The organism is Delftia sp. Cs1-4, from assembly GCF_000214395.1.
In the GTDB taxonomy this organism is placed as follows: domain Bacteria; phylum Pseudomonadota; class Gammaproteobacteria; order Burkholderiales; family Burkholderiaceae_C; genus Comamonas; species Comamonas acidovorans.
Genome location: NC_015563.1, coordinates 4,112,927 through 4,138,386, shown reverse-complemented (window position 1 = coordinate 4,138,386; position 25,460 = coordinate 4,112,927). Strand labels below are relative to the sequence as shown.

The 25,460-nt window shown below is 65.9% G+C and carries 19 protein-coding genes; 13 read left to right on the top strand and 6 right to left on the bottom strand.

Annotated elements, in window-relative coordinates; translation table 11 throughout:
- Window positions 1–7 precede the first annotated feature (7 nt).
- On the bottom strand, window positions 8–1,837 hold the full coding sequence (locus DELCS14_RS18035) for a cytochrome c biogenesis protein DipZ (protein ID WP_013802951.1): 1,830 nt from the start codon (window positions 1,835–1,837) through the stop codon (window positions 8–10).
- Window positions 1,838–1,853: 16 nt separating this feature from the next.
- Complete coding sequence (gene msrB / locus DELCS14_RS18030) at window positions 1,854–2,354, bottom strand: peptide-methionine (R)-S-oxide reductase MsrB (protein ID WP_013802950.1); 501 nt, start codon at window positions 2,352–2,354, stop codon at window positions 1,854–1,856.
- Window positions 2,355–2,522: 168 nt separating this feature from the next.
- Here msrB and DELCS14_RS18025 point away from each other — a divergent pair, with 168 nt between their 5' ends.
- From DELCS14_RS18025 to DELCS14_RS17985, 9 genes are all read left to right on the top strand, one after another.
- On the top strand, window positions 2,523–3,239 hold the full coding sequence (locus DELCS14_RS18025; protein WP_012204915.1) for a response regulator transcription factor: 717 nt from the start codon (window positions 2,523–2,525) through the stop codon (window positions 3,237–3,239).
- 1 nt (window position 3,240) lies between these two features.
- Window positions 3,241–4,722 carry a HAMP domain-containing sensor histidine kinase gene (locus DELCS14_RS18020; protein ID WP_013802949.1) on the top strand — a complete coding sequence of 494 codons (1,482 nt, stop codon included), beginning with the start codon at window positions 3,241–3,243 and terminating at the stop codon, window positions 4,720–4,722.
- A 273-nt stretch (window positions 4,723–4,995) separates the two neighbouring features.
- The gene (gene hxsB, locus DELCS14_RS18015; protein ID WP_013802948.1) at window positions 4,996–6,459 is read left to right on the top strand and encodes a His-Xaa-Ser system radical SAM maturase HxsB; all 1,464 of its coding nucleotides are present in this window, start codon (window positions 4,996–4,998) and stop codon (window positions 6,457–6,459) included.
- Complete coding sequence (hxsC, locus tag DELCS14_RS18010; protein ID WP_013802947.1) at window positions 6,459–7,592, top strand: His-Xaa-Ser system radical SAM maturase HxsC; 1,134 nt, start codon at window positions 6,459–6,461, stop codon at window positions 7,590–7,592. Before hxsB ends, hxsC begins: the two co-directional genes overlap by 1 nt.
- Entirely contained in the window at window positions 7,589–8,230 is a 642-nt protein-coding gene (gene hxsA / locus DELCS14_RS30100; RefSeq protein WP_013802946.1) for a His-Xaa-Ser repeat protein HxsA, read from the top strand. Before hxsC ends, hxsA begins: the two co-directional genes overlap by 4 nt.
- A 137-nt stretch (window positions 8,231–8,367) precedes the next feature.
- Window positions 8,368–10,086 carry an FMN-binding glutamate synthase family protein gene (locus DELCS14_RS18000; protein WP_013802945.1) on the top strand — a complete coding sequence of 573 codons (1,719 nt, stop codon included), beginning with the start codon at window positions 8,368–8,370 and terminating at the stop codon, window positions 10,084–10,086.
- A gap of 113 nt (window positions 10,087–10,199) precedes the next feature.
- Window positions 10,200–10,478, top strand: a complete 279-nt coding sequence (locus DELCS14_RS17995) for a hypothetical protein (protein WP_013802944.1) — start codon at window positions 10,200–10,202, stop codon at window positions 10,476–10,478.
- Between the two features lie 17 nt (window positions 10,479–10,495).
- Complete coding sequence (locus DELCS14_RS17990) at window positions 10,496–12,169, top strand: PepSY-associated TM helix domain-containing protein (RefSeq protein ID WP_013802943.1); 1,674 nt, start codon at window positions 10,496–10,498, stop codon at window positions 12,167–12,169.
- On the top strand, window positions 12,162–12,479 hold the full coding sequence (locus DELCS14_RS17985; protein ID WP_013802942.1) for a DUF3325 domain-containing protein: 318 nt from the start codon (window positions 12,162–12,164) through the stop codon (window positions 12,477–12,479). Before DELCS14_RS17990 ends, DELCS14_RS17985 begins: the two co-directional genes overlap by 8 nt.
- 34 nt (window positions 12,480–12,513) lie before the next feature.
- Here the strand turns inward: DELCS14_RS17985 and DELCS14_RS17980 are convergent, their stop codons facing one another.
- Window positions 12,514–14,883 (bottom strand): Ig-like domain-containing protein, encoded by a 2,370-nt coding sequence (locus tag DELCS14_RS17980; RefSeq protein ID WP_228676788.1) that lies wholly within the window; start codon window positions 14,881–14,883, stop codon window positions 12,514–12,516.
- Between the two features lie 353 nt (window positions 14,884–15,236).
- On the opposite strand from DELCS14_RS17980, the gene DELCS14_RS17975 reads away from it, so the two are divergent.
- Genes DELCS14_RS17975 through DELCS14_RS17960 form a run of 4 tightly spaced genes read left to right on the top strand, consistent with a single transcriptional unit; the run spans window position 15,237 to window position 22,715 of the window.
- Entirely contained in the window at window positions 15,237–17,549 is a 2,313-nt protein-coding gene (locus tag DELCS14_RS17975) for an ATP-binding protein (RefSeq protein WP_157158298.1), read from the top strand.
- A 4-nt stretch (window positions 17,550–17,553) separates the two neighbouring features.
- Window positions 17,554–18,765 (top strand): EAL domain-containing response regulator, encoded by a 1,212-nt coding sequence (locus DELCS14_RS17970; protein WP_013802939.1) that lies wholly within the window; start codon window positions 17,554–17,556, stop codon window positions 18,763–18,765.
- Between the two features lie 20 nt (window positions 18,766–18,785).
- Window positions 18,786–22,043 carry a hybrid sensor histidine kinase/response regulator gene (locus DELCS14_RS17965; protein WP_013802938.1) on the top strand — a complete coding sequence of 1,086 codons (3,258 nt, stop codon included), beginning with the start codon at window positions 18,786–18,788 and terminating at the stop codon, window positions 22,041–22,043.
- Between the two features lie 18 nt (window positions 22,044–22,061).
- Window positions 22,062–22,715: a response regulator transcription factor gene (locus DELCS14_RS17960; RefSeq protein WP_012204925.1), complete on the top strand. Its 654-nt coding sequence runs from the start codon at window positions 22,062–22,064 to the stop codon at window positions 22,713–22,715.
- Between the two features lie 25 nt (window positions 22,716–22,740).
- On the opposite strand, the gene DELCS14_RS17955 is transcribed toward DELCS14_RS17960, so the two are convergent.
- From DELCS14_RS17955 to DELCS14_RS17945, 3 genes are all read right to left on the bottom strand, one after another.
- On the bottom strand, window positions 22,741–23,019 hold the full coding sequence (locus tag DELCS14_RS17955) for a hypothetical protein (RefSeq protein ID WP_013802937.1): 279 nt from the start codon (window positions 23,017–23,019) through the stop codon (window positions 22,741–22,743).
- A gap of 108 nt (window positions 23,020–23,127) precedes the next feature.
- Window positions 23,128–24,138, bottom strand: coding sequence for an agmatine deiminase family protein (locus DELCS14_RS17950; protein ID WP_228676905.1), 1,011 nt, complete (start codon window positions 24,136–24,138; stop codon window positions 23,128–23,130).
- Between the two features lie 243 nt (window positions 24,139–24,381).
- Window positions 24,382–25,245: a LysR family transcriptional regulator gene (locus DELCS14_RS17945; RefSeq protein WP_013802935.1), complete on the bottom strand. Its 864-nt coding sequence runs from the start codon at window positions 25,243–25,245 to the stop codon at window positions 24,382–24,384.
- Between the last annotated feature and the right edge of the window lie 215 nt (window positions 25,246–25,460).

Below are 25,460 nucleotides of genomic sequence, written 5' to 3'. Positions count from 1 at the left end.
CCAGGGATCAGCCAAAGGTGAAGGCATAGGCGGAGATGCCGGGGTCCAGGAATTCGATGCTGAAGGTGCGCTCGGCTGCGCCGCCGTCCTGGCGCACCAGCTGGTACAGGCGCTGCTCGGTCACGCTGCCGCTGCCGTCGGCGGCCACGTCCATGCCGCGCGAGGCGCCGGGCGCCTTGCCGTCGATCAGCACCTTGAAGCGCACGGGCTTGCCATCGCTGCCGGGGCCCAGCACCAGGTGCAGGTCGCGTGCCTGGAAGCGGTAGGTGATGCGACCGGTGGCGCCGTCCAGCGTGGCGCTTTCCGGGCCCACCGTCCATTGGCCGCTCAGGCCCCAGGCGTTCAGCGGCAGGCGCTCGGGCGTGGCATAGGCGGTGGCCTGGTTGTGCACGGCGGCAGGCGTGGCAGCAAATTGCTCGGCGCGCTCATAGCCCAGGTAGGTCTCGTGCGAGCGCACGGCTGCCATGTCGGCTGCCTGCTGCACGCCCTTGGCCTGCACGTCGATCAGGCCCTGGTCCACCTGCTTCGATCCGGCTTCCTGCAGCAGTTGCTGGATCACGCGCTCGGACTCGGCATAGCCGCCCTCGCCAAAGTGGTGGTGCCGGATGCGGCCCTGGGCATCGATGAAGTAGTGCGCCGGCCAGTACTGGTTGTTGAAGGCGCGCCAGATCTTGTAGCCGTTGTCCACGGCCACGGGGTAGCTGATGCCCAGGTCCTTGATGGCCTTTTCCACGTTGGACAGCTTGCGTTCGAAGGCGAACTCCGGCGCATGCACGCCCACCACCACCAGGCCCTGGTCGCGGTATTTCTCGGCCCAGGCCTTCACATAGGGCAGGGTGCGCAGGCAGTTGATGCAGGAATAGGTCCAGAAATCCACCAGCACCACCTTGCCGCGCAGTTGTTCGGCCGTCAGCGGGGTGGAGTTGAGCCAGTCGGTGGCGCCGTCCAGCGCAGGGGCCAGCCCTTCGTCGGGCAGGGCGGCGCGGGACGGGCCACCGGCCATGCGCATGGCGCCGCCTGCGGCCATCATGGCCGGGCCAGCACCCTCACCCCTGTCCACGGCGGCCATCATTGCGGGACCTGCCTGCATGGCCATGGCGCCACCCTCGGGCCTGCCGCTCAGGCGGTCCACCAGCCTTTGCTCCAGGCCGCCGGTGGAGGCCGTGGACACTTGCGCCAGCACGCCCGTGTCCAGCCCCAGCGCAATCGCGCCCACACCGGCCAGCATGGCCGCGCCCAGCCCGCGCCGCACCCATTCGCCCGCGCCCAGCATGCGCTTGAGCGCCGCAAACACCTTGCCGCCCAGCAGCAGGGCCGCCGCCATGGAGGTGGCCGCACCGGCCGCATAGGCCAGCAGCAGCAGGCTGGAGGTGGTGTTGGCGCCCTGCAGTGCGGCGCCCGTGAGGATCAGGCCCAGGATGGGGCCGGCGCAGGGCGCCCACAGCAGGCCCGTGGCCACGCCCAGCAGCAGCGAGGCGCCGGGGCGGGCGCCGCCGTCCGTGCCCTGGGCACGCTCGGAAAGGCGCGAGCCCGCCGCCACCAGCGGCCGCGTCAGCCGCTCGGACAGGCCGGGCCACAGCAGGGTCAGCGCAAACACGGCGACCAGGCCCAGGGCCAGCCAGCGGCCGTATTCATTGGCGGCCACCACCCAGCCGCCGCCCACGGCGGCCAGCGAGGCCACCAGCGCGAAGGTCAGCGCCATGCCCGCCAGCAGCGGCAGGCCGCTTTTGGCGAAGGGCTGGTCGGCGCGTGCAAAAACGAAGGGCAGCACCGGCAGGATGCAGGGGCTGACGATGGTCAGCACCCCGCCCAGATAGGCCAGGACGATTAGCAGCATGGCGTGGCTCCCGGGTTCAGGCAGGCTGGGGCGTGAACGTCAGCGACAGGCCGTTCATGCAGTAGCGCAGGCCCGTGGGCTTGGGGCCGTCGTCGAAGACATGACCCAGGTGGCCGCCGCAGCGGCGGCAATGCACCTCGGTGCGCAGCATGCCGTAGGTGCGGTCCTGGCGCGTGGCCACGGCCTTGTCCAGCGGCTGCCAGAAGCTGGGCCAGCCCGTGCCGCTGTCGAACTTGGTCTTGGACGAGAACAGCGGCAGCGCGCAGCCCGCGCAGGCAAAGGTGCCGGCGCGGTGCTCCTTGTTCAGGGGGCTGGTGCCGGCGCGCTCTGTGCCTTCCTTGCGCAGGATCTGGTACTGCTCGGGCGTGAGCCGGGCACGCCACTCGGCGTCGCTGTAGCTCACCTCGAAGATTTCGCTGGAGGCGGCGGCCGGTGCGCGGCGCGGGAACAGGCTGGCCGCCAGCACGGCGGTGGTGCCGGCGCCTGCAGTCCACAGAAGATGGCGTCTGGTGGTCATGGTGTGCTCCTGAAGGTTCTTTGCGTCTGAAAACGATGCGATGCCAGTCAGGTTAGGGCGGCGGCCTCCCGAAGTCTTCACGCAGAGTTCAAAGATTCGTGATAACTCCCGGCCCCGGTATTGCGCACAATGGCAGCCACTCCCGCCACTTCCAGGAAACCGCATCCGATGACCGCCACGCGCCGCGTACTTCTCGTCGAGGACGACGCCCATATCGCCGACCTGCTCACGCTGCACCTGCGCGACGAAGGCCTGGAAGTCATGCACTGCGCGCGTGGCGACGACGGCCTGCGCCAACTGGAGCGCGGCGGCTGGGACGCGCTGGTGCTGGACATCATGCTGCCCGGCGTGGACGGTCTGGAGATCTGCCGCCGCGCCCGCGCCATGGCGCGCTACACGCCCATCATCATCATCAGCGCGCGCTCCAGCGAGGTGCAGCGCATCCTGGGCCTGGAGATCGGCGCCGACGACTACCTGGCCAAGCCGTTTTCCGTGCTGGAACTGGTGGCGCGCGTCAAGGCGCTGCTGCGCCGCGTGGAGGCGCTGGCCCAGAATGCCCGGCTGGAGTCCGGCAGCCTGACCATCGCCGGCCTGGCCATGGACCCCGTGGCGCGCGATGCCCGGCTTCATGGTGCCCGGCTGGACCTGACCCCGCGCGAGTTCGACCTGCTGTACTTCTTTGCGCGCCAGCCCGGCAAGGTGTTCTCGCGCATGGACCTGCTCAACGCCGTCTGGGGCTACCAGCACGAAGGCTACGAGCACACCGTCAACACCCACATCAACCGCCTGCGCGCCAAGATCGAGGCCGACCCGGCCCAGCCCGCGCGCATCCTCACCGTCTGGGGGCGCGGCTACAAGTTCGCCGAGGCGGGGGAGGGCGCCTGACATGAAGCTGCGCCTGACACTGACCCAGCGCCTGTCCCTGGTCTTTGCCGTGCTGCTGCTGGTGTGCAGCGGCACCTCGGCCTGGATGCAGCTGCGCGCCAGCCGCATGCACGAGCTGGAAGTGGTGCAGGGCCTGTCGCGCGACGTGGCCGAAAGCATTGCGCGCGATGCCCAGCTGACCGACGCCAACGGCCTCATGCCCGGCGCCGTGCGCAGCTTCTTCAACCAGCTCATGCTGGTCAACCCCAGCGTGGAGGTCTACCTGCTGGACGCCGACGGCCGCATTGCCGGCCATGCCGCCCCCGACGGCCGCGTGCGCCGCGAGCGCGTGGACCTGGCGCCCGTGCACCGGCTGCTGGAAGGCGGCACCCTGCCCATCCTGGGCGACGACCCGCGCAGCGTCGAAGGCCGCAAGGTCTTCAGCGCGGCGCCGCTGCGCGTCAACGGCAAGGACGTGGGCTTCATCTACGTGGTGCTGCAGGGCGAGGCGCATGACCAGCTGGTGGCGCAGGGCTCGGCCAACTCGGTGCTCAGCACGGCGCTGTGGTCCATCGGCATGGTGGCGCTGCTGTGCCTGGTGGCGGGCCTGGTGGCCTTTGCGCTGATCACGCGGCCGCTGCGCCGGCTCACCGAAGAGGTGGCCGGTTTCGACATCCATGGCGCGCCCCCGGACCTGCCGGCCCCCCAGCCCGGCGCCGCACAGGACAGCCGTGACGAGATCGCCGTGCTGGACTCGGCCTACCGCCGCATGGTGGCGCGCATCGGCGAGCAGTGGCGGGCGCTCACGCGCCAGGACCAGGAGCGGCGCGAACTCATCGCCAACGTCTCGCACGACCTGCGCACGCCGCTGTCGTCCCTGCACGGCTACCTGGAAACGCTGCTGCTCAAGGACGCCGTGCTCGACGCCACCGAACGCCGCCGCTACCTGGGCATTGCCCTGGCCCAGAGCCAGAAGGTGGGCGAGCTGGCGCAAAGCCTGTTCGAGCTGGCGCGCCTGGAATACGGCTTTGTCCAGCCCGAGCCGGAGCCGTTTTCCATGCCCGACCTGGTGCAGGACGTGTTCCAGAAATTCGAGCTGCGTGCCGAGGCGCGCCAGGTGGCGCTGCGGGCCGACTTCCCGCCCCGCCTGCCCGTCGTCCAGGCCGACCTGGGCATGATCGAGCGCGTGCTGGGCAACCTGCTGGACAACGCGCTGCGCCACACGCCCGGCGGCGGCAGCATCCAGGTGGCGCTGGCGGCAGCGGGCAACGCGGTCGAAGTCACCGTGGCCGACACCGGCCCCGGCATCTCGGCCGATCTGCGCGAAGGCCTGTTCGAGCGCCCCTTCACCGTGGGCGGCGCCCGCCGCGGCGGCGGCCTGGGCCTGCGCATCGTCCACCGCATGCTGGAGCTGCACGGCTGCCGCATCGAACTGGTGGACCAGCCGGGGCAGGGGGCGAGCTTCCGGTTCGTGCTGCCTGCGGCAAAGCCACGCGCTGTCTGATGGGCCATTGCGTCCGGGAAACCGGAGGCCAGCACATGGCAGATCAAGGTCTCTGACAGTTTCGCAATCCATGAATGGGAATCGGGCAATACGCAATCCATTGCGTTGCCAATTCCTGAGAAAAAACCTCTTGCACCTGGATGTTGCAAAATGTTTATTCATGGTGTGAAAAAAGAAACTGACAAGGAGACGCCGTGGCGATGAGCATCAATTCAAGGTTTTGGTCATTGGCAAGCACCAATGCACAGCATGCATCGTGCATGCGAATTTGCCATGTCCCATAGCGGCACATACGGTGCAGTATATGCACCTCAAGTCCTCGCGTTTCGCAGCCGGCGCCTGTCCGATGATGTGATCGTGGCTACGGCAGATAGCGGTGACCATGCATTCTTCTCGGCAGCGGAATTCGAGCAATTTAACCAAAGGCCATCAACGCTGCCCTTGCGCCGCCAAGCCGAGTTGCGGGCCCGATTTTTGCTGGGCAGCAACGAGTCCGCAAAGGGTATGCGCAGGCTGTTGGCTTCGCGCAGGGCAGCCAAGCGCGAGACGGTTTCCAGCGGGCCCGCCCTGCACATCATTGTTCCCACGCTGCAATGCGCTCACTCGTGCCGCTATTGCCAAGTCAGCCGCGCTCTGGACGATCAGGGCCACACCATGTCGGTGCCTGACCTGGATGCAGCCTGCGACACCGTATTTGAAAGTCCTTCCCGTGTCCTGACCGTGGAGTTTCAGGGGGGTGATCCTCTGCTGCGTTTCGATCTGGTCCAGCGCGCAATCGTGCGCATCCATCAGCGCAATGCATCCGAGGGGCGCCAGATCCGGTTTGTCATCGCTTCGACGCTGCACCAGCTGGATCCGGCGATGTGTGAATTTTTCAAGACGCACGGCGTATACCTTTCCACCAGCATCGACGGGCCTCCTGGCATTCACAACCGCAATCGGCCAATTCCTGGGCGCAACGCCCATGCGCGCACGCTTGCCGGGGTGGCGATGGCAAGACGGTTGATCGGGCCTGATTCAGTATCCGCATTGATGACCACGACCAAGGCATCGCTGGCACACGCCGATGCCATTGTTGACGAGTACGTGCGGCTGGGTTTCAAGGAGATTTTCCTGCGGCCATTGAGCAGCTATGGCTTTGCCAAGCGCAATCAGGCCTTGCTGGGCTACTCCGTGGGCGAGTTCTTCCGCTTCTATCAACAAGGCCTGTCGCGCGTTCTGCATTGGAACGCGCAAGGAGTCGAGATCAGGGAGGTGTATGCCAGCATCCTGCTCAACAAGATTCTTTCCACCTTCGACGCAGGTTACGTCGATCTGCAGAGTCCCACAGGCGCAGGCAGCAGTGTGCTGGTCTACAACTATGACGGCCATGTCTATCCCAGCGATGAGGCGCGCATGCTTGCAGAGACTGGCGATACATCGTTGCGCATGGGGCGCATAGGCACGCCAATGAGCGCATTGCTGGAGACCGAGGTGCGGCGCAGCCTTGTCGAATCCAGCCAGACACAGGCAATGGCGGCGTGCCGCGAATGCGCCTACAGCATGTTCTGTGCGCCCAATCCTGTGGACGCACAGGCGCAGTTCGGCAAGTTGTTGGTGCCGGCCGAGGACACCGAGCATTGCCAGCGTCACATGGGTTTGTTCGACGCCATGTTCAGGCTTTTGCATGGCGCCGATGAGCCATGCCAGGATCTGCTGCACCGCTGGGCGCAGCCTGTCGGCGAGGGGGCGGCCTGATGCGCCGGATAAAGGCATTGCTGCAGCCGGGCTGCGAGCCTGTGGTGCACCGGGTGGTGAGCTTCAAGGATGTGGCGGCACAGTGGTTGCCGCATTTGCGCTTTCTCGTCCTTGTGCAGTCGGAGCAGGAGCGACGCTGCGTGGATGACTTGGGAAAGTCAGGCCTGTCCAATCTTTGCTGGGTGCAGGCCTGCGATCTGCAGGCCGGAGATGTCGTGGTCCCGCATGCCAGCAGAGCCGAGCTTGTGGTGCTGTTGAGAGAGGCAGACTCGCACCATGCGCTGTTCATGACCAACCGCTGCAACAGCTACTGTCTCATGTGCTCGCAGCCGCCGACAACAGCGGATGACAGCTGGCTGGTGGATGAGGCGATTGACGCCATCCGCCATTTGCGCCGCGCCCCAAGGGTGCTGGGACTGACGGGAGGGGAGCCGCTGCTGCTGGGCCATGGCCTTAGGCGTGTTCTGGATGCCATTGCTGCCCATTTGCCCGAAACGCGCGTGGAAGTCCTGACCAATGGACGCTTGTTCAGCAATGCACAAACCGCAGCGAGCATCCTGGACGGCCTGGACACGACCGTGCGCTGGTTGATTCCACTCTATGGGCACGCGGACTTTGTCCATGATTTCGTGGTGCAGTCTCCTGGCGCATTCGACGAAACAATCGCGGGCCTGCTGGCGCTTCAAGACCATGGACAACAGGTGCAGTTGCGAACCGTACTGATAGAGCCCGTGCTGGAGATCCTTCCCGAGTTGGCAGGCTTCATCGGTCGCAACCTGCCGTTCGTGAATGAACTGGCATGGATGGGCTGCGAGCCGACAGGTTTTGCGTTGGCCAATCGACAGCTGTGCGAAGTGGATCTAAGCGATTGGGGCGCAACCCTTGAGCAATCGTCGCGTGTGCTTCGCCGGCATGGCGTCCCCCAACTGTTCATGAATTTGCCGCTCTGTGTCTTGCCAAGGCCGCTGTGGCCGCTCGCGCATCGCAGCATCTCCGACTGGAAGAACGTATATGCCCCGGAGTGCACGGAATGCGCAGTGAAGTCCCGCTGCGCGGGTCTGTTTGCATGGCATGAGAAAGGCTGGAAGCCAGCGCCGCTGAAGGCGTTGGACGCTATCGAGGTAACCGCATGAGCAAATTTATCCGCAACATCTCGCTGTTCGTCGCGGGACTGCCGCTGCTGGCAACCAAGAGCCTGTCGGCCGCGCCTGCAACGGCGGTTGAGCTGGAGCCTCTGGAAGGCCCTGGCGCTGTTCCGCTGCGCCCATTGAACAGGGAAATGGACAATCTCTTTGCGGGCCACCGCTCGCATTCAAGCCATCGTTCCCATTCAAGCCACAGTTCGCACTACTCAGGCTCTGGCGGCAGCAGCTCCAGCTACCGGGCTCCGGCGTATGTGGCGCCCAGCCCTGTGCCTGCACCGGCTTACTCGGCACCCGCTCCTTCTCGCTATGCGCCATCCTCAGGCACCACTTCCAATCATCTGGTGGACACTCCGGGCGCCAGCAAAGCACCACAGACCTATCCAGGCACTACCGGGGCAGCGTCGTCACGCGAGGAATTGACGCACCCCGAGAAGCTGCGGCTTCAGATCATGAGGGTGCAGATCAAACTCAAGAACCTTGGTCTCTATGACGGGCCGATTGACGGGGTAATGAACGAGGGAACGCGCACGGCTCTGCGCTACTTCCAGGACCTCAAGGGGCTGCAGAGAACCGGCACGATGACGACGCCCACGCTCAACGCCATGGGGATTCCTGCTGTCAATTGAGGTGTGTCGGCGGCTCCGGCCCAGGATGCCGGCCATGCCGGGGAATTCGCGGCGTCGCTGCGTTACCCTTGTGCACAGCGCGCCCTCGACGGCGCGGCATGCACAAGATCGTCAACACGCCCCCAAGGACCCACGCCATGTCAACGTCTGCCTCCCCGGTTCATCGCCTGCCCGCATGGGTGCCGCTGCGCTACACCACGTTCTGCCTGAGCCTGGTCGGCAGCGCGGGGCTGCTGGTGGCGGCGCTGGTGTGGGGAGGGCTGTGGTGGTGGCTGGGCTTTGGCGTGTGCGCCGCGCTGGCGCTGCTGGGAGTGCGCGACATGACCCAGGTGCGCCATTCGGTGCTGCGCAACTACCCCATCATCGGCCACCTGCGGTTTCTGCTGGAGTTCATCCGGCCCGAGATGCGCCAGTACTTCATCGAGTCCGACCATGAGGCGCTGCCGTTCTCGCGCGCCCAGCGCTCCCTGGTCTACCAGCGCGCCAAGGGCGACCCGGACAGCCGCCCCTTGGGCACGCAGCTCAATGTCACGGCCCAGGGCTATGAATGGGTGAACCATTCCATGCAGCCCACCAGGCTGGCCTCGCATGACTTCCGCATCACCATCGGCTGCGCCGATGAAGGCGCCTCGCCCTGCACCCAGCCCTACAGCGCCAGCATCTTCAACATCTCGGCCATGAGCTTTGGCGCGCTGTCGGCCAATGCCATCCTGGCGCTGAACAAGGGCGCGAAGATGGGCGGCTTTGCGCACGACACGGGCGAGGGCTCCATCAGCCAGCACCACCGCGTGCACGGCGGCGACCTGATCTGGGAGGTGGCCTCGGGCTACTTCGGCTGCCGCAACGACGATGGCAGCTTCAACGAAGAAAAATTCATCGCCAACGCCACCGACCCGCAGGTCAAGCTCATCGAGATCAAGCTCAGCCAGGGCGCCAAGCCCGGCCACGGCGGCATGCTGCTCGGCGCCAAGGTCACCCCCGAGATCGCCGCCGCGCGCGGCGTGCCCGTGGGCGTGGACTGCATCAGCCCGTCCAGCCACAGCGCCTTCAAGACACCGGTGGAGATGATGCATTTCATCGCCCGCCTGCGCGAGAAGTCGGGCGGCAAGCCCACGGGCTTCAAGTTCTGCGTGGGCCATCCCTGGGAGTGGTTCGCCATCGTCAAGGCCATGCAGGAGACGGACATCACGCCCGACTTCATCGTGGTCGATGGCGCCGAGGGCGGCACGGGCGCGGCGCCGGTGGAGTTCACCGACCACGTGGGCGTGCCGCTGCAGGAAGGGCTGCTGCTGGTGCACAACACGCTGATCGGCGTGGGCCTGCGCCACCGCATCAAGATCGGCGCGGCCGGCAAGGTGATCACGGCCTTCGACATCGCGCGCATGATGGCGCTGGGCGCCGACTGGTGCAACGCCGGGCGCGGCTTCATGATGGCCCTGGGCTGCATCCAGGCGCAGAACTGCCACACCGGCCACTGCCCCACGGGCGTGGCCACGCAGGACGCGGCGCGCCAGAAGGCCCTGGTCGTGCCCGACAAGGCCACGCGCGTGGCCAACTTCCACGACAAGACCCTGCATGCGCTGCAGGAACTGGTGCAGGCTGCGGGCCTGGAGCACCCCTGCGACATCACGGCCCACCACATCGTGCGGCGCATCTCCGACACCGAGGTGCGGCAGCTGGCCAACCTGGTCCTGCGCGTGGAGCCCGGCGCGCTGCTGGGGCCGCTGGACAAGCAGCACAACGTGTTCAAGCTCTACTGGCCGGGCGCCAGCGCCCACACCTTCCAGTTCGCGCCGCCCACGCTCAAGCCTTCTGCGCCGCAGGCCAAGGCGCAGGCGGCGGGCCAGGCTGCCTAGAGCCGCCACGCAGATAGACAGGCGCCACAGACCACAGCCGATTACAGGTTTTAACAACCCTCGGGGATAATGCGCCCCGAGAACTTGGTGCACAACTGTATTTTTCTGTGTAAATGAAAACTATTTTGGTTCGCATTGCGGCTGCCGTCTTCGGCGGCTATGCCTTCACCTGGGGCTTCATCGCCCTGGGCGTGGTGCTGATGTTTGCCGCCGGAATGGAGTTCCACGATGCCGAGCATCTGGGCTACATCCTCGGCTTCCTGGTGTTTCTGACGGTGTTCCTCTGGGCCTTTGCGGCGCAGAGCCTCCCGCGCGTCTGGGCCGTGCTGGCCGGTGGCGGCATTGTCATGACCGGCTGCGCATCACTGCTCCAGCAGATGCTGCTGCCCTGATCCGGAGATCGCTTCCCATGTTCCAGAATTTCCGCCTTTCCATGGCCTGGCTGCACACCTGGTTCGGGCTGGTGCTCGGCTTCGTGCTCATGGCCGCGTTCTTCTTTGGCGCGCTGTCGGTGTTCGACCGCGAGATCGACCGCTGGGCCATTCCGGCTTCGCGCTTCGAGCCCACGCCCATGCCCTCGTACGACCAGATCCTCAAGCCGGTCTTCGAGTCCATGCAGCCCAACGCCCAGGCGCGCGAGGCCATGCGCGGCGAGGTCAACGGCCCGCTGCCCGAGCGCTTCGACACGCCCCAGCGCTGGGGCGCCTACACCACGCACCGCGACCCGGTGCTGGGCCTGTTCGCCGGCTACGAGGTGGCCAACGCCAAGAAGCCCGAGACCCTGATCTGGGCCATGCGCACCATCGACCCGCGCAATGGCGAGTCCCTGCCGGACGACCACCTCAAGATCGGCAGCCAGTTCTTCTACCCGCTGCACTACAGCCTGACGCTCAACTGGATGGGCCTTGGCTACTGGATCGTGGGCTTTGCCGCACTCATCATGCTGGTGGCCCTGGTCAGCGGCGTGGTCATGCACCGCAAGATCTTCCGCGAGCTGTTCACCTTCCGTCCGAAGAAGGCCACCCAGCGCAGCGTGCTGGACCTGCACAACATGACGGGCGTGGTGGCACTGCCCTTCCACTTCTTCTTCGCCTTCACGGGGCTGGTGATCTTTGCGGGCATCTACTTCCCCATCACCCACACCCAGCTGGAGCCGCTGCACGAGCTGCACGAAAAAATGGAGGCCGAGGAAACCGGCCTGCCGCACGACCGCGCCGGCGTGGCCGCGCCCGTGGCCTCGGTGGACGCCATGGTGGCCGAGGCGCAGCGCCGCTGGGCCGCCAAGGGCATGGCCGGCGACGTGGGTTTCCTGTCCGTCACCCATGTGGGCGATGCCAATGGCTACGTCAGCGTCTACCGCGCCGGCACCGACCGCATCGCGCTCACGGGCGAGGGCATCCACTTCAAGGCCAGCACCGGCGCGCTGCTGCGCGAAGACCCGCCGCGCACGGCCGTGGACAGCCTCAACACCTTCCTCACCGGCCTGCACCTGCAGCACTTCCGCCACTGGTTGCTGCGCTGGCTGTACGTGCTCGGAGGCCTGGCCGGCTGCGCCTGTATTGCCACCGGCTTCGTCTTCTTCGTGGAAAAGCGCAAGAAGCAGCACGCCAAGCAAGGCGTGCAGGGCGCGCGCGTGGTCGATGCCCTGGCCGTCACCACCGTCACCGGCATGCTGGTGGCCGCCCTGGGCATGCTGATTTCCAATCGCCTGCTGCCCGAGGCCATGCCCCAGGGCTGGCCGGGCCGGGGCGACATGGAGCGCTATTTCTTCTGGGCCGCCTGGCTGCTGGCCATGGCGCATGCCTTTGTGCGCAGCGCCCCCGTGGCCCGGGGCCTGCCCAACCCCGCATGGCGCGAGCAGTGCTGGGCCGTGGCCGCCATGGCCGTCACGGCCGTGCTGCTGAACTGGCTGACCACGGGCGACCACCTGTTCAAGACCCTGGGCGCGGGCTACTGGCCGGTGGCCGGCGTGGACCTGTTCATGCTGGCCAGCGCCGTGCTGGCCGTGGTGGTGGCGCGCAAGCTCAAGACGCGCGCCGTGCCCGCCATGCCCTCGCGCGCCGCGGAGGTGGCCCATGTCTGAGGGACTGATGGACGCACTGCTGCTGGCCGCCGCCTTTGCGGCCTCGCTGGCCGGCATGGGCTGGTTTGCGCTGGCCAAGGACGTGCACTGGGAGCAGGTGCACGGCGACATGCCCCAGCCCGATGGCAAGGTCAGGCTGCTGCGCTGGCTGGGCGCCTCAGGCCTGGCCGCCTCGCTGGGCCTGTGCCTGGCGGTGGACCATGCCTCCATGGCCTCCCTGGTCTGGATCATGACGCTGGCCGCCGCCGCCCTGGCCATTGCCTTCACGCTGACCTGGCGGCCGAGCTGGCTACGCTGGCTGCCGGCCTGACGATTTTGCGGGGACCTCTGCGCCCGCTGCAGGCTCAGGCCTGCCTTTTCCTCATCCTGCGGCTGGCCAGATAGGCCATGCAGCACAGCAGCGCCAGCATGCCGCCCTTGCCCAGGCCGGGAACGGCCTGGACATTTCCGGGGCCGGGACCGGGCCCTGGGTCCGTGCCCGGACCGGGGTCGGGATCTGGATCGGGATCGGTGCCCGGGCCCGGATCGGGAGGATCGGCAGCGACCACCTCGATGGACACGGATGCCGGTGCGGCAGCGCTCTGGTGCCCGTCGGATACCGTGAAGGCGAAGGTATCGGGCCCGGAGTAGCCGGCCGCCGGCGTGTAGACCAGCGTGCCCGTCTGGGGATCGAAGCCGCTGATGCCGCCATGGGCGGGGCCGGTGGTGATCTCGAAGCGCAACGGGTCCGACTCGAAGTCCGTGCCGGCAAGGGTGATGGACAGCGCCGTATCCTGCGGCGTCGTGACGGCTTGCGGCAGCGCCACGGGGGCGGCGTTGGCCGCCATTGCGTTGGAAAAGCGTGAGGTGTCGCCGGTGGAAATCCGGGTGGCGGTCGCCGTGACAGCGGCCTGGTCGCCCGGGGGCATGGCGCCCTTGAACGCCAAGGGCGCATGGCCGGAGGCATCGGTGGTGACGGTCTGCGAGCCCAGCAGAACCTTGCCGGCGGCGCGCTCCACCAGCCCGTCGGGCAGCCTGGGCGTCGAGAAATACTCGATGCGCATGCTCTCGTTGGCGACGCTGTCCAGCGTGCCGGACAGGCCGTCGGGCGTCACCGTGAGCAGCACCGGATCGGCAGGATCTCCGTTGGCCAGGCTGGTTCGTGCGATGCCTCCCTCGGTATTGCCGTAGATGGCATTGCCGAGCATGGAGACGCCCTTGACTTCGTCCCCCCGCAATCCCACGCCGAACAGCCTGTTGTGCGCAATCACGTTGGCATGTGCCGCGTCGTCACCGCCGACCAGGGTGTCATGGGCCTTCTGGAAAAAGGAAACGCCTTCCCCATTGGGCAGGGCGGTTCCCTGGGGACTGACGCCCACGTAGTTGCCCTGCACGAGGTTGTTCTTGCCGGCGCCCTGGAACTGTATGCCGGACGCCTTGCTGCCACCGACGATGTTTCCGCGCACGGTCACCTCGTCCGAATCCTTGATGACGATGCCCCATTGATTGGGCAGCATGGTGCTGGCATCCAGGCTGGTTCCCACGATATTCCCGGCAATCAGGGTATTCGAGTTGCGTGCGGCGTAGTTTCCATTCAATTCAATGGCCGTTTCCTTGTTTCCGGCAACCAGGTTGCCGTCTTCAGGGCCTGTGCCAATGCGATGTCCGCCTTTCGGCGAAAAAAATACGGCAATGCCTGGCCCATTGTTGGCAATCATGGCCGTACCGGCTGCATTGGTCCCGACACGGTTGCGGGTCACCAGCGTGTGCGAGCCGGAAATGGAAATCCCGGATGAACCACCGGTTTCCCTGACATTGCCGGAGACGAGGTTGCTGTCGATCAGCGTGTCGGTAAATTCGGATGCCACGCTGATGCCATTTCCCTGGTTTCCCAGGGCCACATTGCCGGTGATATCGGTGCCTATGTAATTTCCCTGAATGATGTTTCCTGTACCGACGCCCGGCCAGGAAAGCCATATTCCGGAATTTTCCGCCGCGGAAATGACATTTCGTCCGCCAATATCCAGATTACCGATGCGGTTGCGGTTGCCGGAGTTGACAATAATGTTGCTGCGATTGCCCATGGCGACCGTTCCCGATGCGTCAACGCCTATATGGCAGCCCAGCACGGTGTTGCCGTCGCCTGTCACCGTCAGGGCCGTGCTGAAGCCGCCTATCGCCAGACCGCGCACCGTGATGGCGCCTGCCAGCTCAAGTCCTATACCGAACTCGGAGCTGCCTGCCTGCAGCGTGATCAGGGGGCGGCGTGGCAAGTGGTCCTCATAGCCGGGTTGCGTGCTGGCGTCCACCGTGAGCGATGTGGCCGGTGCAATGGGCTGCATGAGCCTGCCATTCCAGTTGCTTTGGGTGACGATGGTCTGCTCTCCCCCCGCACCGATGCTGAACTCGATGCGGTTGTCGCCCCCTTTGTTGCGGTTGGCGTTGGCGTAGGTGATGGCGTCGCGCAGGGAGCAGGGTCCCAGGCCAGTGCTGGCGCACGGGCCGCTTGCGTCGGCGGCGCTGTCCACCACGACGGTCCATGCATGGGCCGTGGCGACACAGCCTTGCAAGAGCAACGCCAGGGCGAGCAGGCGCAGCGGCCTGCTTGCCGGCCTGGTAGTGAATCGTTGCCTGTATATCCTCATTGCCATTTTTACTTTCCCTGAAAGAGGCTGCCGAAACGCATCCTGGATATTGCGCAATACAGGACGTGAAATAGCGCTGGCATTCTGCATGCGCGAAGTCTGTGTGCAATATCACAGGGGTGGTCAGAAACGGAGCAGCCTTCGTCGATGAATCAATCCGGCAATGATCTCCAGGGCATCGGAATATTGGTTTAAGAATTTTCTTAAAGTGACAGGAATAATGGCATTTTCAAAGAGATTTGACGATTTTCCGATGGCGGATCGATGCTTGAAATCGCTCTTTGGAGAGGCGGCGTGCAAGAGGTTTCAGTATTAAGAAAATTCTTAGTCCAAATTCGCCCTTTGATTTCTAAGATTCGGCAATGCGCCAGTTTCAAGCTCTCTTGTTTTCTTCCAGATCGATACAACACAGGCTGTGCCTGTCCCTGGCACGGCGTGACTTGATGGCATTTGCACTGGCGATCATGGCCATGCTGGCCTGTGCCGGTCACGGCGGCAGGGACGACGCCGCCCCGGCGACGCCGTCGCGCAGCCTCGGCCATGTGCCCGTGCGAGACATTCAGTTGTTTTTCATGGATCGATGTTTCCTGCTGCTGGACGCTGCGGTGGGGGCCACGCACGCAGCCATCCACACGCAAGCCGGTTATGCCTGGCCGTGGCGCGCCAGCGCACCGCAGGGCCAGCCCGGGCCGCTCCATTCACTGATGCAGGCAGGCCGGGCGCTTCCCGAATCCCTGTTGCTGCGCAAATCCGCGAACAACGCCGGATGGCTTGCAGGCCGCTGGGAGCCCGCGCGGCAGCTGGTCAGGGCCCATGTCTGGCTGCTGCTGGGGTCCGTGTCGCTGGGACTTGCCTTCATGGCTGCACTTGCATGGTGCGTGCGCCGGCTGCGCCGCAGCGTGCCGGCTTCGGCCTGGAGCCGGGCAGGCGCCTGCGCCGCCGGTGATGCGCTCTGCCGAAAGCTGCTGGACACGGCCCCCGTGGGCCTGGCGCTGGTGCGGTGCAGCGATCGCAGCCTGCTGCTGTCCAACGGACTGGCGCGGCAGTGGGTGTGCAGTGATTCTTCGTGGTTCGAGCATGCCGTTGCCGCGGGCGCGCAGCAGGGCCGGCGCGAGCTGGTGCTGGGAGACGGTCGGCTGGTGGAGGTCCGCACCACGCACACCAGCCACGCAGGCGAGCCGGTGGTTTTCTGCCTGGTCAGCGATGTGACGGCGCTCAGGCAGGCGCAGGCAGCGCTGGTCGATGCCAAGCTGCGCGCCGAATCGGCAAGCCAGGCCAAGACGCAGTTTCTGGCCACCATGAGCCATGAAATACGGACGCCGCTCTTTGGCATCCTGGGAACGCTGGAGCTGCTGGCGCTGTCCAGGGCTCCTTCCGAACAGACCCGATACCTGGGGGCCATGCAGCAGGCGTCGGCCTCCTTGCTGCGCATCGTCAACGACAGCCTGGACCTGTCGGCCATCGAGGCGGGCCGGCTGCAACTGGAGGCCCATGCGTTCTCGGCCACCGAACTGCTCGACAGCGTGGCCGCGGGCCTGCTGTCGCGTGCCGAGCAAAAGGGGCTGCAGCTGTATGCCGTCTCCGATGTGAAAACGCCGCCCCTGCTGGTGGGCGATGCCTTGCGGCTGCGGCAGATCCTGGACAACCTGGTGGGCAATGCCATCAAGTTCACGTTCTCCGGCCATGTGGCCATCCGCCTGCAGGTCATGGGCGAAAGCGAGGAAGGCACCGACCTGCGGTTCCAGGTGCAGGACACCGGCATCGGCATCGAGCCGGAGCAGCAGCCCTTCCTGTTCGACCCGTACTTCCGTGCCCATGCGGCCACGCAGCAGCAGGTCCAGGGCGCGGGCCTGGGACTGTCCATCTGCCTGCGCCTCAGCCAGGAGATGGGCGGGCGGCTGACGGCCGCCAGCCAGCCGGGACTGGGGACCTGCGTGTCATTCGATCTGCGCCTGCCGCGCGAGAGCGCGGCAGGCTATGAGGCAGTGCCCAGCCTGTTGCCGCACACCGTCTACGTGGATGGCGCCATTCCGGAAGTCGTGCACAACCTGTGCGCCTGGCTGCGGCATTGGGGCGCGATGGCCCAGCCGTACCGGGAGCAGGTGCAGGGTCCCAATGAACAGGCGGTGCTGGTGCAAGCCTGGCCACGGTCGGTGCGCCGTCCGCAATGGACGGGCAAATGCGTTCTGGCGCTGGCGCCGGGCGAGGTCCCCCGCGAAACCCTGCAGGCCCGTGTGTGGGAAACCAGCATGCCTGGCGTACTGGCCGTGGGCCAGGCGCTGGGCATGGCCCAGCAGGGCATTGCGCCGGGCGCGCGCCCTGACCTGTACGCCGCCGCTCCCCAGGTCCACGAGCCGATGGGGCTGAGTGTGCTCATCGTCGAGGACAACCCCATCAACAGAATCATCCTGCGAGAGCAACTGCAGGTGCTGGGCTGCGAGGTCCAGCAGGCCAGCAATGGACAGGACGCGCTGTCCATGCCCGGCCTGCTCGAATTCGACGCCGTTCTCACCGACCTGCACATGCCGCTGCTGGACGGCCTGGCCCTGGCGCGTGCGCTCAGAAAGCGTGGCTACGGCCGCCCGATCGTCGGGCTGACGGCCAATGCGCAGCCGCAGCCGCAGCCGCAGACGCAGACGCAGGCGCAAGGGCAGGGCGACGGACTGCCGGCCGGCTTCGACAGCCTGCTGTGCAAGCCATTCACGTTGGCGGTGCTGCGCACCACCCTGAACCACATCAAGCAATGCAGGAACTGATCCCATGCTGTCGACATTCAAAGTACTCATTCTTGACGACCACGCCCTGTGCTGCGAGCACACGCGCAGCCTGCTCATGGAGGCGGGAATCGTGGACACGCACATTGCCTGCAACGCACGCGATGCCCTGCAAATGCTGCGCGATGGCGGATTCCACCTCGTCATCACCGACCTGAAAATGCCCGACATGGACGGCCTGCAGTTCATCAATGAACTGAGCCAGCGCGGCCTGCATCCCATGCTCGTCATATCCAGCTCCTGCTCGCGCCGGTTGATGAACAGTGTCAGTCTCATGGCCAAGGAGTCCGGCTTTTCCGTCGTCGGGATGTTTCAAAAGCCGCTCGGTGCGGACCATGTCCAGGTCCTGGCCAGCCAACTCAGGTCCTTGCGTGCCTACGAGAGGAAAAGCGCCCCAGGCATCAAGGAACGGCCGATTTTCGCCAAGGCACACCTGATCCAGGCGCTGGAGGAGAAAACCATACAGGCCTGGTTCCAGCCCAAGAAATCCCTGCTCACGGGCCACACCGTCGGTGTGGAAGCGCTGGCACGCTGGAACGATCGGCAGTTCGGCTTCATGATGCCGGGCTCGTTCATGTCAGCCATCCGGTTCCATGGCCTGGACCATGCCTTGCTGGTGCGGATGATGGAAGACGCCATGGCAGCGCACCTGGCCTGGCGCAGTGCCGGACATGTCGTGCCTGTGTCCGTCAACCTGCCGATACCGCTGCTGGACGATATTGGCCTGCCGGATGAATTGCACGGCATGGCGGCCCGGTGCGGCATCGCTGCGGAGAACATCACGTTCGAGCTGCTGGAGGACCAGGCCGTCGGCATACCTGCCAACTACTACATGTGCGCGAGCCGCCTGCGGCTCAAAGGCTTTGGCCTGGCCCAGGATGACTACGGGCGGGGTTACAGCTCGATGTACAGCCTCATCTCCACGCCCTTCACCGAATTGAAGATCGACCGGGCCTTCGTGGCCGGCGCCGCGGGTGACGAGGTGCGCACTGCGGCCCTGACATCGTCGGTGCAGCTGGGGCGGCAACTGGGCCTGACGGTGACGGCGGAAGGGGTGGAGACCACCCAGGACCTGGAGTTGCTGCGCAGCATCGGATGCGATTGCGTGCAGGGATATCTGCTGTCCGCCGCGGTGCCCGCCAGCGAATTTGCCCTTATGCTGGCATCCGAACCCCGACACCAAGGCAACCCCACCTGACACAAGCACGCAAGGCGTCCATGCCCGACTCCCCGTTCAGCAAGATCACACGCACCACACGCTGGCAGAACCGGGTACTGTTTGGAGTGCTTCCCCTTGCGATCTTCCTCATCGCCGTGCTGCTGTGGGGCTCTGAGAGGATCTTCGAGCAGGAGCAGGGCCGCCTGGCCTTGAACTTCTCCGCCATCGTCGGCTCGCTGGACGAGCAGGAGATCTTTCTTCGGCGGCTCAAGGGCCGCAACGAGTCCTGGAAAGCGCTGCCGGACCAGAGAGTAGCCACCATCGTCGACGTGCCCGCTCCTGCGCAGGCGGACTACCGCATGTTCCGTGGCCGCGAGGCCATCGGCGGCATTCCCTTTTCACTGCAATGCTCTGCGCGCGCGGCCTGCGACACGCTCCCGGACCGGCTTTTCTCGCTGGGCAGCTCCCTGGCCGCGGGCTATTCCTCCTTCTGGGCAGGCTCCTACTTCCCTGCAGCCGCTGCCTTCTTCACCAAGGAGGATGGGGCGATCAGCATCGGCGTGCCGGCCATCGACGTGCCCATCGGCAACGAGAGCGTCACGCAGGAAATGTTCGACAGCACGATTGCGGCCGTCAAGGCGCATCTGCGGGCCAGGGCCGCCGATGCCCGGCCGGGCGCCGGCTCCACGGCGCCGGCGCAGGAGATCGTCTGGTTCCGGTCGCCCCAGTTCCCGGAAAAGATGATCGGCATGGTCGCAGCCGGCTTTTCAAGCCATATCGATGCCGGCGACGAAGCCGCCACAAGCCCGATCTACGCTGCCATCCTTTTCAGCCGCCAGCGCATCAGCGCCATAGAAAGATCCATCCATACGCTGCCCAGGCATCTTTTCTGGCTGGAGCATCGGGATTTCGGCGTGCTCATGGGCACCGGCCCGGTGCCGCAGGTGGACGAGGCGGGGATGCGGTACACGCGCAATGGCCTGATCCTCAAGACCGAGGATGCCTCCGGCCGGTGGACCGGCTACTACCAGGTGGACTACGCCACCTTTTTCCAGGGCCGGCTGTTCGCGCCCTCTGCCGGCCTGGTGCTGGCCCTGCTGCTGAGCCTGCTGGCCGGTATTGCCTATACCCGCTGGTTCAACCGCAAGGTGATTGCGCCTGCCCAGGAAGCGCAGCGGGTCATCGTCGAGAGCAATCAATTCAACAGGACGCTGATCGAAACCGCCCCCGTGGCTGTCTGCCTTGTGGCCTACGGCAGTGGAAAGATCATCTTCAGCAACTCGCTGGTGCAGGAGTGGCTGCACTCGGCCGATGGCTACCTGCGCCCCGGCTCGCCGGAAAACAGGGCGGCGCTGGACGAAATTGTCAACGCCAGGGCCGCAGGAACCATGGAGCAGTTGGTCACCGCGCAGGGCCGAACGCTTTACGTGGCCTACGCGCCCACCCGCTACCTGGGCCAGGATGTGACGCTGTGCGTGTTTGCCGACGTCAGTGCGCGCGCAGAAATCGAGAGCAATCTGGAGCGGGCAAGAATCGCGGCGGACGAGGCCAACGAGGCCAAGTCCACCTTTCTGGCGACCATGAGCCACGAGATCCGCACGCCGCTGTATGGCGCGCTGGGCACGCTGGAACTGCTGGGCCTGACCGAGCTCACGCAGCTGCAGCGCAAGTATGTGGACCGTATCGAGGCCTCCTCGTCCATCTTGCTGCAGATCATCAGCGACATCCTGGACACCAGCAAGATCGAGGCGGGCCAGTTGCAACTGGAAAAGGCCCCGTTCAATCCCCGGGAGCTGGTGCAAAACTGCACCAGCTCCTATGCCGCCATGGCGCAGCAAAACGGCCTGCTGCTGTTTTCCTGCGTGGACGCGCAGGTGCCCGAGTCGGTGCTGGGCGATGCGGTGCGCATCCGCCAGATCCTGGGCAATCTCATCAGCAATGCCATCAAGTTCACGGAGGCCGGCCATGTGATCGTCCGCCTGCGCAGCGTGCCGGGCACGGCCTCCCCGGTCCGGCTGGTGTTCGAGGTCTGCGACACGGGCGTGGGCATAGAAAAGTCCCTGCATGGCGAGCTTTTCACGCCCTTTTATCTGGTCAAGAACAGCAGCCGCACCGCCCGTGGAGCGGGCCTGGGCCTGTCCATCTGCTGGAGCCTGGCCCGGATGATGTCCAGCTCCATCGAGGTCTGGAGCGAGCCCGGCCTGGGCAGCCGGTTCTGGTTCGAGCTGGGGCTGGAGACCGTCGCGCAGGAGGAGGAGGCGCCCGAGCTCAAGGGTGCCCGCATCGCGGTGCGCACTCCCCACCCGGAACTGACGGACAACATCTGTGCCTGGCTGCAGCGCTGGGCCGGCCAGGCCCGCGCGGCGGGCGCCGCCCCGGTGGCCGCAGACAAGGATGAACTGCTGCTGGACGTCCTGTTGCCGGCGGACAGCCCCGCGCCCGGATGGACGGGACCGCACCTGAACCTTTCCTCGCCGGACAACCGGGGCATTGACGGGCACAACGTTCTGAGCATCGGTTTGGGCATTGCGCAAGTGCTCGGCGGCGCACAGCGCTCGGCCGGCTCCGGCTCCGATCTGCCCCTGTTCGACCTGCGCGTGCTGGTCGCCGAGGACAATCCCGTCAACCAGGTGACGCTGCGCGGCCAGCTCGAGAGCCTGGGCTGCGAAGTCACGGTCGCCGACGATGGGGAGGAGGCGCTGGCGCTGTGGGACATCAGCCCGCACGATCTGGTGCTGACGGACGTGAACATGCCCTACCTCAACGGCTACGAACTGGCGGAGCGGCTGCGTGCGGAGGGCGTTGCCTGCCCCATCGTCGGCGTGACCGCCAATGCCATGCTGGACGAGGAAAACCGCTGCCTGAATGCCGGCATGAATGCCTGGCTGGTCAAGCCCATCCCGTTGCGCACGCTGGTCCGCACCCTGGAGAAATTCGCGCCGAAAAAGCGGCTCCGTCCGGCGCCTGCCCAGGCCGATACCCCGGCGGGGGACACCCCGCAGCCTGCGGCCCTGTTGGAGCCCAACGTACTGCAGACGCACCGGCAGGTCTTCGTGCAGTGCATGACCGACGACATCGCAATGCTGGCCCGTGGCCTGGATGAGCGCCGGCCCGACCTGGCCGCGCAGGCGCTGCATCGCATGCGCGGCGCCTTGCTGCTGGCCAGGATGCAGGAGCTTGCCGCGCGCACCCAGTCGCTGGAGGACCAGCTCCCGAACGGCACCCGGGAGCCCGGCCTGCAGGCCGCGCTGTCAGTCCTGCTGGACGACCTCTTGGCCGACCTTCGCGCCATGATGGCGCAATTGCCCCAGCCCTAACCCTTTGCTTGCGATCCCATGAAACTGAAACTGCGCATTGCTGTCGTGGACGACCACGCCGTGGTCCTGCTTGGCGTCAAGGACTTCCTGGAGCAGGACCCCAATCTCCAGGTCGTGGCCACGTTCAGCACGCCATCGTCCTTGATGCAATACGCCAGATCGAACCCGCTGGACGTGGTTCTGACCGACTACTCCATGCCGGGGGACGATGTCTATGGCGACGGCCTGCGCTACGTGGACTATCTGATACGCCACTTCCCGGACATCAAGGTGCTGGTACTGACGACCGTCTCCAACCCCATGATCATCTCGGCCCTGTATGACGCCGGCGTCGCCGGTGTGCTGCTCAAGGAAGACCCGCTCACCCAGATCATGGCGGCGCTGCAGTGTGTCCGCCTCAATGCCCGCTACTATTCGCCCTCATTCCAGGCCGACACGCCCAGGCAGGAACGGTCCGTTTTCCTGGCCGAGCGCGCCAACAGCCTCTCGCCGCGCGAGTTCGAAGTCCTCAGGCATTTCGCCAATGGGGAGTCCATCACCGAAATCGCCGCACGCCTGCGGCGCAGCGTCAAGACCGTCAGCCTCCAGAAGAACTCCGCCATGCGCAAGCTGAACGTGGACAGCAACCAGGACCTGGCGGCCTTCTGCGCCGAGCACCATCTTTTCGACTGACCGGCCTGCGGGCTGCACAAGCCGGTCACCCTTCCAGCGCCTGGCCTTGCGCCGGGCCGCCGTCCTCGATGTCCCCCTCACCCAGGGGATAGTACGGTTCGGACGGCATCAGGCGAAACCCCAGAAGTGCCCCGCGCCGGCTTGTCTTCATCGCCAGGGGCGCCTGGCAATGCACGCAGCCATAGTTCACGAAATTGGCGTCCTGCTCCAGTGAGTAAAAGCGGAACCTCAGTCCGGGGTGGGGCGTTGACAGGCTTGTATTGCTCAGCAATTCGTAGCACGGGTCGCACAGTTTCTGGGACATTCTCTTTGGCTGCATTTCTGGAAAAAACGGATCGATATACCGCTCTCCAGTCTTGCCCGGCCTTGCGCAGCCCAGGTTAAGACGATTCTTATTGCCGTACGGCGCGCATCAACGCGGCTGCTGCTGCGTCGTGCAGTGGATGCCGCCACCCCCGGCGGCAATCGCATCGATGTCCAGCTGCACCACCTCGCGGCGGGGAAACAGCTCGCGCAGCAGGGAGCGGGCGTTGGCGTCCGCGCGGGCGTCGCCAAACTGCGGGGCGATCACGGCGCCGTTGCACACATAGAAGTTGATGTAGCCGGCCGCGAACTCTCTGGACTCCAGCTTGCTGCGCACCGACGAGGGGCCCTTGAGCACCTGCACGCTGAGCTTTTGCCCGCGCGCATCGGTGGCCTGGCGCAGTATGTCCAGGTGGCGCCGCGTGACGGCGTAGTCGTAGGAGTCCGGGTCGTCGTCCAGGCCCGCCACCACCACGCCGGGCGAGGCAAAGCGCGCATAGAAGTCGGTGTGCCCGTCCGTGATGTCGCGGCCCGCAATGCCGGGCAGCCAGATGATCTTGCGCAGGCCCAGCAGGCGCTTGAGTTCGGCCTCGCAGGCGCTTTTCGAGAGGCCCGGATTGCGGTTGGGGTTGAGCACGCAGCTTTCGGTGATGAGGGCCGTGCCCTGGCCGTCCACCTCGATGCCGCCGCCCTCCAGCACCAGCTCGGTCTCCAGGTAGCGCACGTTGGCGGCTTCGGTGACAAAGCCTGCCACCTCGGCATCGTTGTCATGCGCCTGCTTGTCGCCCCAGCCGTTGAAGTTGAAATCCACGCCCGCCAGTTCGCCCTTGCTGCTGCCAGTGCCGCTGCCCAGCTGGCGCACGAAGACCGGCCCGGTGTCGCGCATCCAGAGGTCATCCACGGGCTGCACATGCAGCTTGACGCGGTTGCCGCACAGGCGCGCGGCCAGGTCGTAGTCGCGCTCGCGCACCAGCATGTTCACGGGCTCGAAGGCGGCAATGGCGCGCGCAATGCCGGCCAGGTGCTCGCGCGCGGGCTCCAGCAGGCGGCGGCCCCAGACCTTCTCGCTGGGGCCGAAGGACATCCAGGTGGACTGGTGCGGGTCGCCCTCGTCGGGCATGTGCCAGGTCTCCAGGCTGTCCGGGTCCTGGCGGCTGCCTTCGGCACGGGCTGCCGTGGAGCGGGCGGAGGCGGTGCCGGCCAGGGCCGCCACGGGCGACAGGCCCAGGCAGTTCAGCAGGCAGCGGCGGGAAAGGGCGTAAGGCATGGTGTCTTCAGCAGGTGCTTGGGGGAATGCTGCGATTGTCCGAGCCCGTATTCATTCTGAAAATTGATATCTTTTGCCGTAATCAATCAACCCAGCTCATGATTTGGCAAGCGGCACCGCCTGCTCCACAAGGTAGTCAAACACCTCGCGCACCAGCGCCATGCGCGGCTCGCCCTCGATGCGCGACATCCACAGGCGGCCCAGTGCAAAGGGTGGAATGCCTTCCACCAACTGCAACCGGCCCGTGCCCAGTGCCTCGTCCGCCAGCAGGCGCGATACCACGGCGCAGCCACGCCCGCGCAGCGCCGCGTCCAGCAGCAGGCGCGCGTCGTCGTAGATGGCGGTCTTGCGCAACTGGCCCAGGTGCTGGCGGATGAAGGGGCCGGTGCGGTCGCTGGTCAGGTCTTCCTCCAGGCACAGCAGGCCGGCGCCTGTGTGCGGCCCGGGTGCGCGCACGGCCACCAGCTCGTCGGCCAGCAGCGGCACCTGCAGCACATCGGTCTGCCGCAGCGGCTCGCGGGTAATGGCGATGTCCACATCCAGCTCGTCGATGTAGCGCGCCGTCTCGTCGATGGAGACGATGGGGCACAGCTGGGGGTGGCGCTGCAGCAGGCCGTCCAGGCGCGGCTGCAGCCAGCCGCTGGCCACGGGGGCGGGGCAGACGATGGTGACCAGGCTGTCGTCCATATAGGTCTCTATGCGGCTGAGCCCGTGGCGGATCTGGTCCAGCGACTTGCCCACGCTGTCCAGCAGCAGTCGGCCCGCCACCGTCAGCTCCACACCGCGCCCCTTGCGGCGGAACAGCGGCTGGCCCAACTGCTGCTCCAGCTGCGCAATCTGGTGGCTCACGGCGGATTGGGAAATGCACAGCTCCTCTGCCGCGCGCGAGTAATTGCCCAGGCGGGCTGCGGCCTCGAAGCCGATCAGGAACCGGAAGGAGGGGAGGCGGGCATTGGACATGGGGCACGGCAGACAAAGCGGTGGAACCGGAATTGTCGACGCACCCAGCTGAAGCCGGGGCGCGATGGGCCGGACGCTGTCGTTGCAACACTTGGTTACTTCCTTGACCCATCTCAAATCCCGCATGCGGCAGCGTCGATACGCTTCGGCCCATGAATCACCAGGGCTTGACTTTGGTCAGCATGGCTTGGCACGCAGGCAATCCCCGCCTGTGC

What these genes read in the sequence shown, in the direction of transcription:
- DELCS14_RS17975 (WP_157158298.1), top strand. Translation starts at nt 15,237, where the DNA reads ATGGCATTTGCACTGGCGATCATGGCCATGCTGGCCTGTGCCGGTCAC.
- hxsA (WP_013802946.1), top strand. Translation starts at nt 7,589, where the DNA reads ATGAGCAAATTTATCCGCAACATCTCGCTGTTCGTCGCGGGACTGCCG.
- msrB (WP_013802950.1), bottom strand. Translation starts at nt 2,354, where the DNA reads ATGACCACCAGACGCCATCTTCTGTGGACTGCAGGCGCCGGCACCACC.
- hxsC (WP_013802947.1), top strand. Translation starts at nt 6,459, where the DNA reads ATGCGCCGGATAAAGGCATTGCTGCAGCCGGGCTGCGAGCCTGTGGTG.
- DELCS14_RS17945 (WP_013802935.1), bottom strand. Translation starts at nt 25,245, where the DNA reads ATGTCCAATGCCCGCCTCCCCTCCTTCCGGTTCCTGATCGGCTTCGAG.
- DELCS14_RS17960 (WP_012204925.1), top strand. Translation starts at nt 22,062, where the DNA reads ATGAAACTGAAACTGCGCATTGCTGTCGTGGACGACCACGCCGTGGTC.
- DELCS14_RS17955 (WP_013802937.1), bottom strand. Translation starts at nt 23,019, where the DNA reads ATGTCCCAGAAACTGTGCGACCCGTGCTACGAATTGCTGAGCAATACA.
- DELCS14_RS17980 (WP_228676788.1), bottom strand. Translation starts at nt 14,883, where the DNA reads ATGCAGAATGCCAGCGCTATTTCACGTCCTGTATTGCGCAATATCCAG.
- DELCS14_RS18020 (WP_013802949.1), top strand. Translation starts at nt 3,241, where the DNA reads ATGAAGCTGCGCCTGACACTGACCCAGCGCCTGTCCCTGGTCTTTGCC.
- DELCS14_RS17995 (WP_013802944.1), top strand. Translation starts at nt 10,200, where the DNA reads ATGAAAACTATTTTGGTTCGCATTGCGGCTGCCGTCTTCGGCGGCTAT.
- DELCS14_RS17950 (WP_228676905.1), bottom strand. Translation starts at nt 24,138, where the DNA reads ATGCCCGACGAGGGCGACCCGCACCAGTCCACCTGGATGTCCTTCGGC.
- DELCS14_RS17990 (WP_013802943.1), top strand. Translation starts at nt 10,496, where the DNA reads ATGTTCCAGAATTTCCGCCTTTCCATGGCCTGGCTGCACACCTGGTTC.
- DELCS14_RS17970 (WP_013802939.1), top strand. Translation starts at nt 17,554, where the DNA reads ATGCTGTCGACATTCAAAGTACTCATTCTTGACGACCACGCCCTGTGC.
- DELCS14_RS18035 (WP_013802951.1), bottom strand. Translation starts at nt 1,837, where the DNA reads ATGCTGCTAATCGTCCTGGCCTATCTGGGCGGGGTGCTGACCATCGTC.
- DELCS14_RS18025 (WP_012204915.1), top strand. Translation starts at nt 2,523, where the DNA reads ATGACCGCCACGCGCCGCGTACTTCTCGTCGAGGACGACGCCCATATC.
- DELCS14_RS17965 (WP_013802938.1), top strand. Translation starts at nt 18,786, where the DNA reads ATGCCCGACTCCCCGTTCAGCAAGATCACACGCACCACACGCTGGCAG.
- DELCS14_RS18000 (WP_013802945.1), top strand. Translation starts at nt 8,368, where the DNA reads ATGTCAACGTCTGCCTCCCCGGTTCATCGCCTGCCCGCATGGGTGCCG.
- DELCS14_RS17985 (WP_013802942.1), top strand. Translation starts at nt 12,162, where the DNA reads ATGTCTGAGGGACTGATGGACGCACTGCTGCTGGCCGCCGCCTTTGCG.
- hxsB (WP_013802948.1), top strand. Translation starts at nt 4,996, where the DNA reads ATGTCCCATAGCGGCACATACGGTGCAGTATATGCACCTCAAGTCCTC.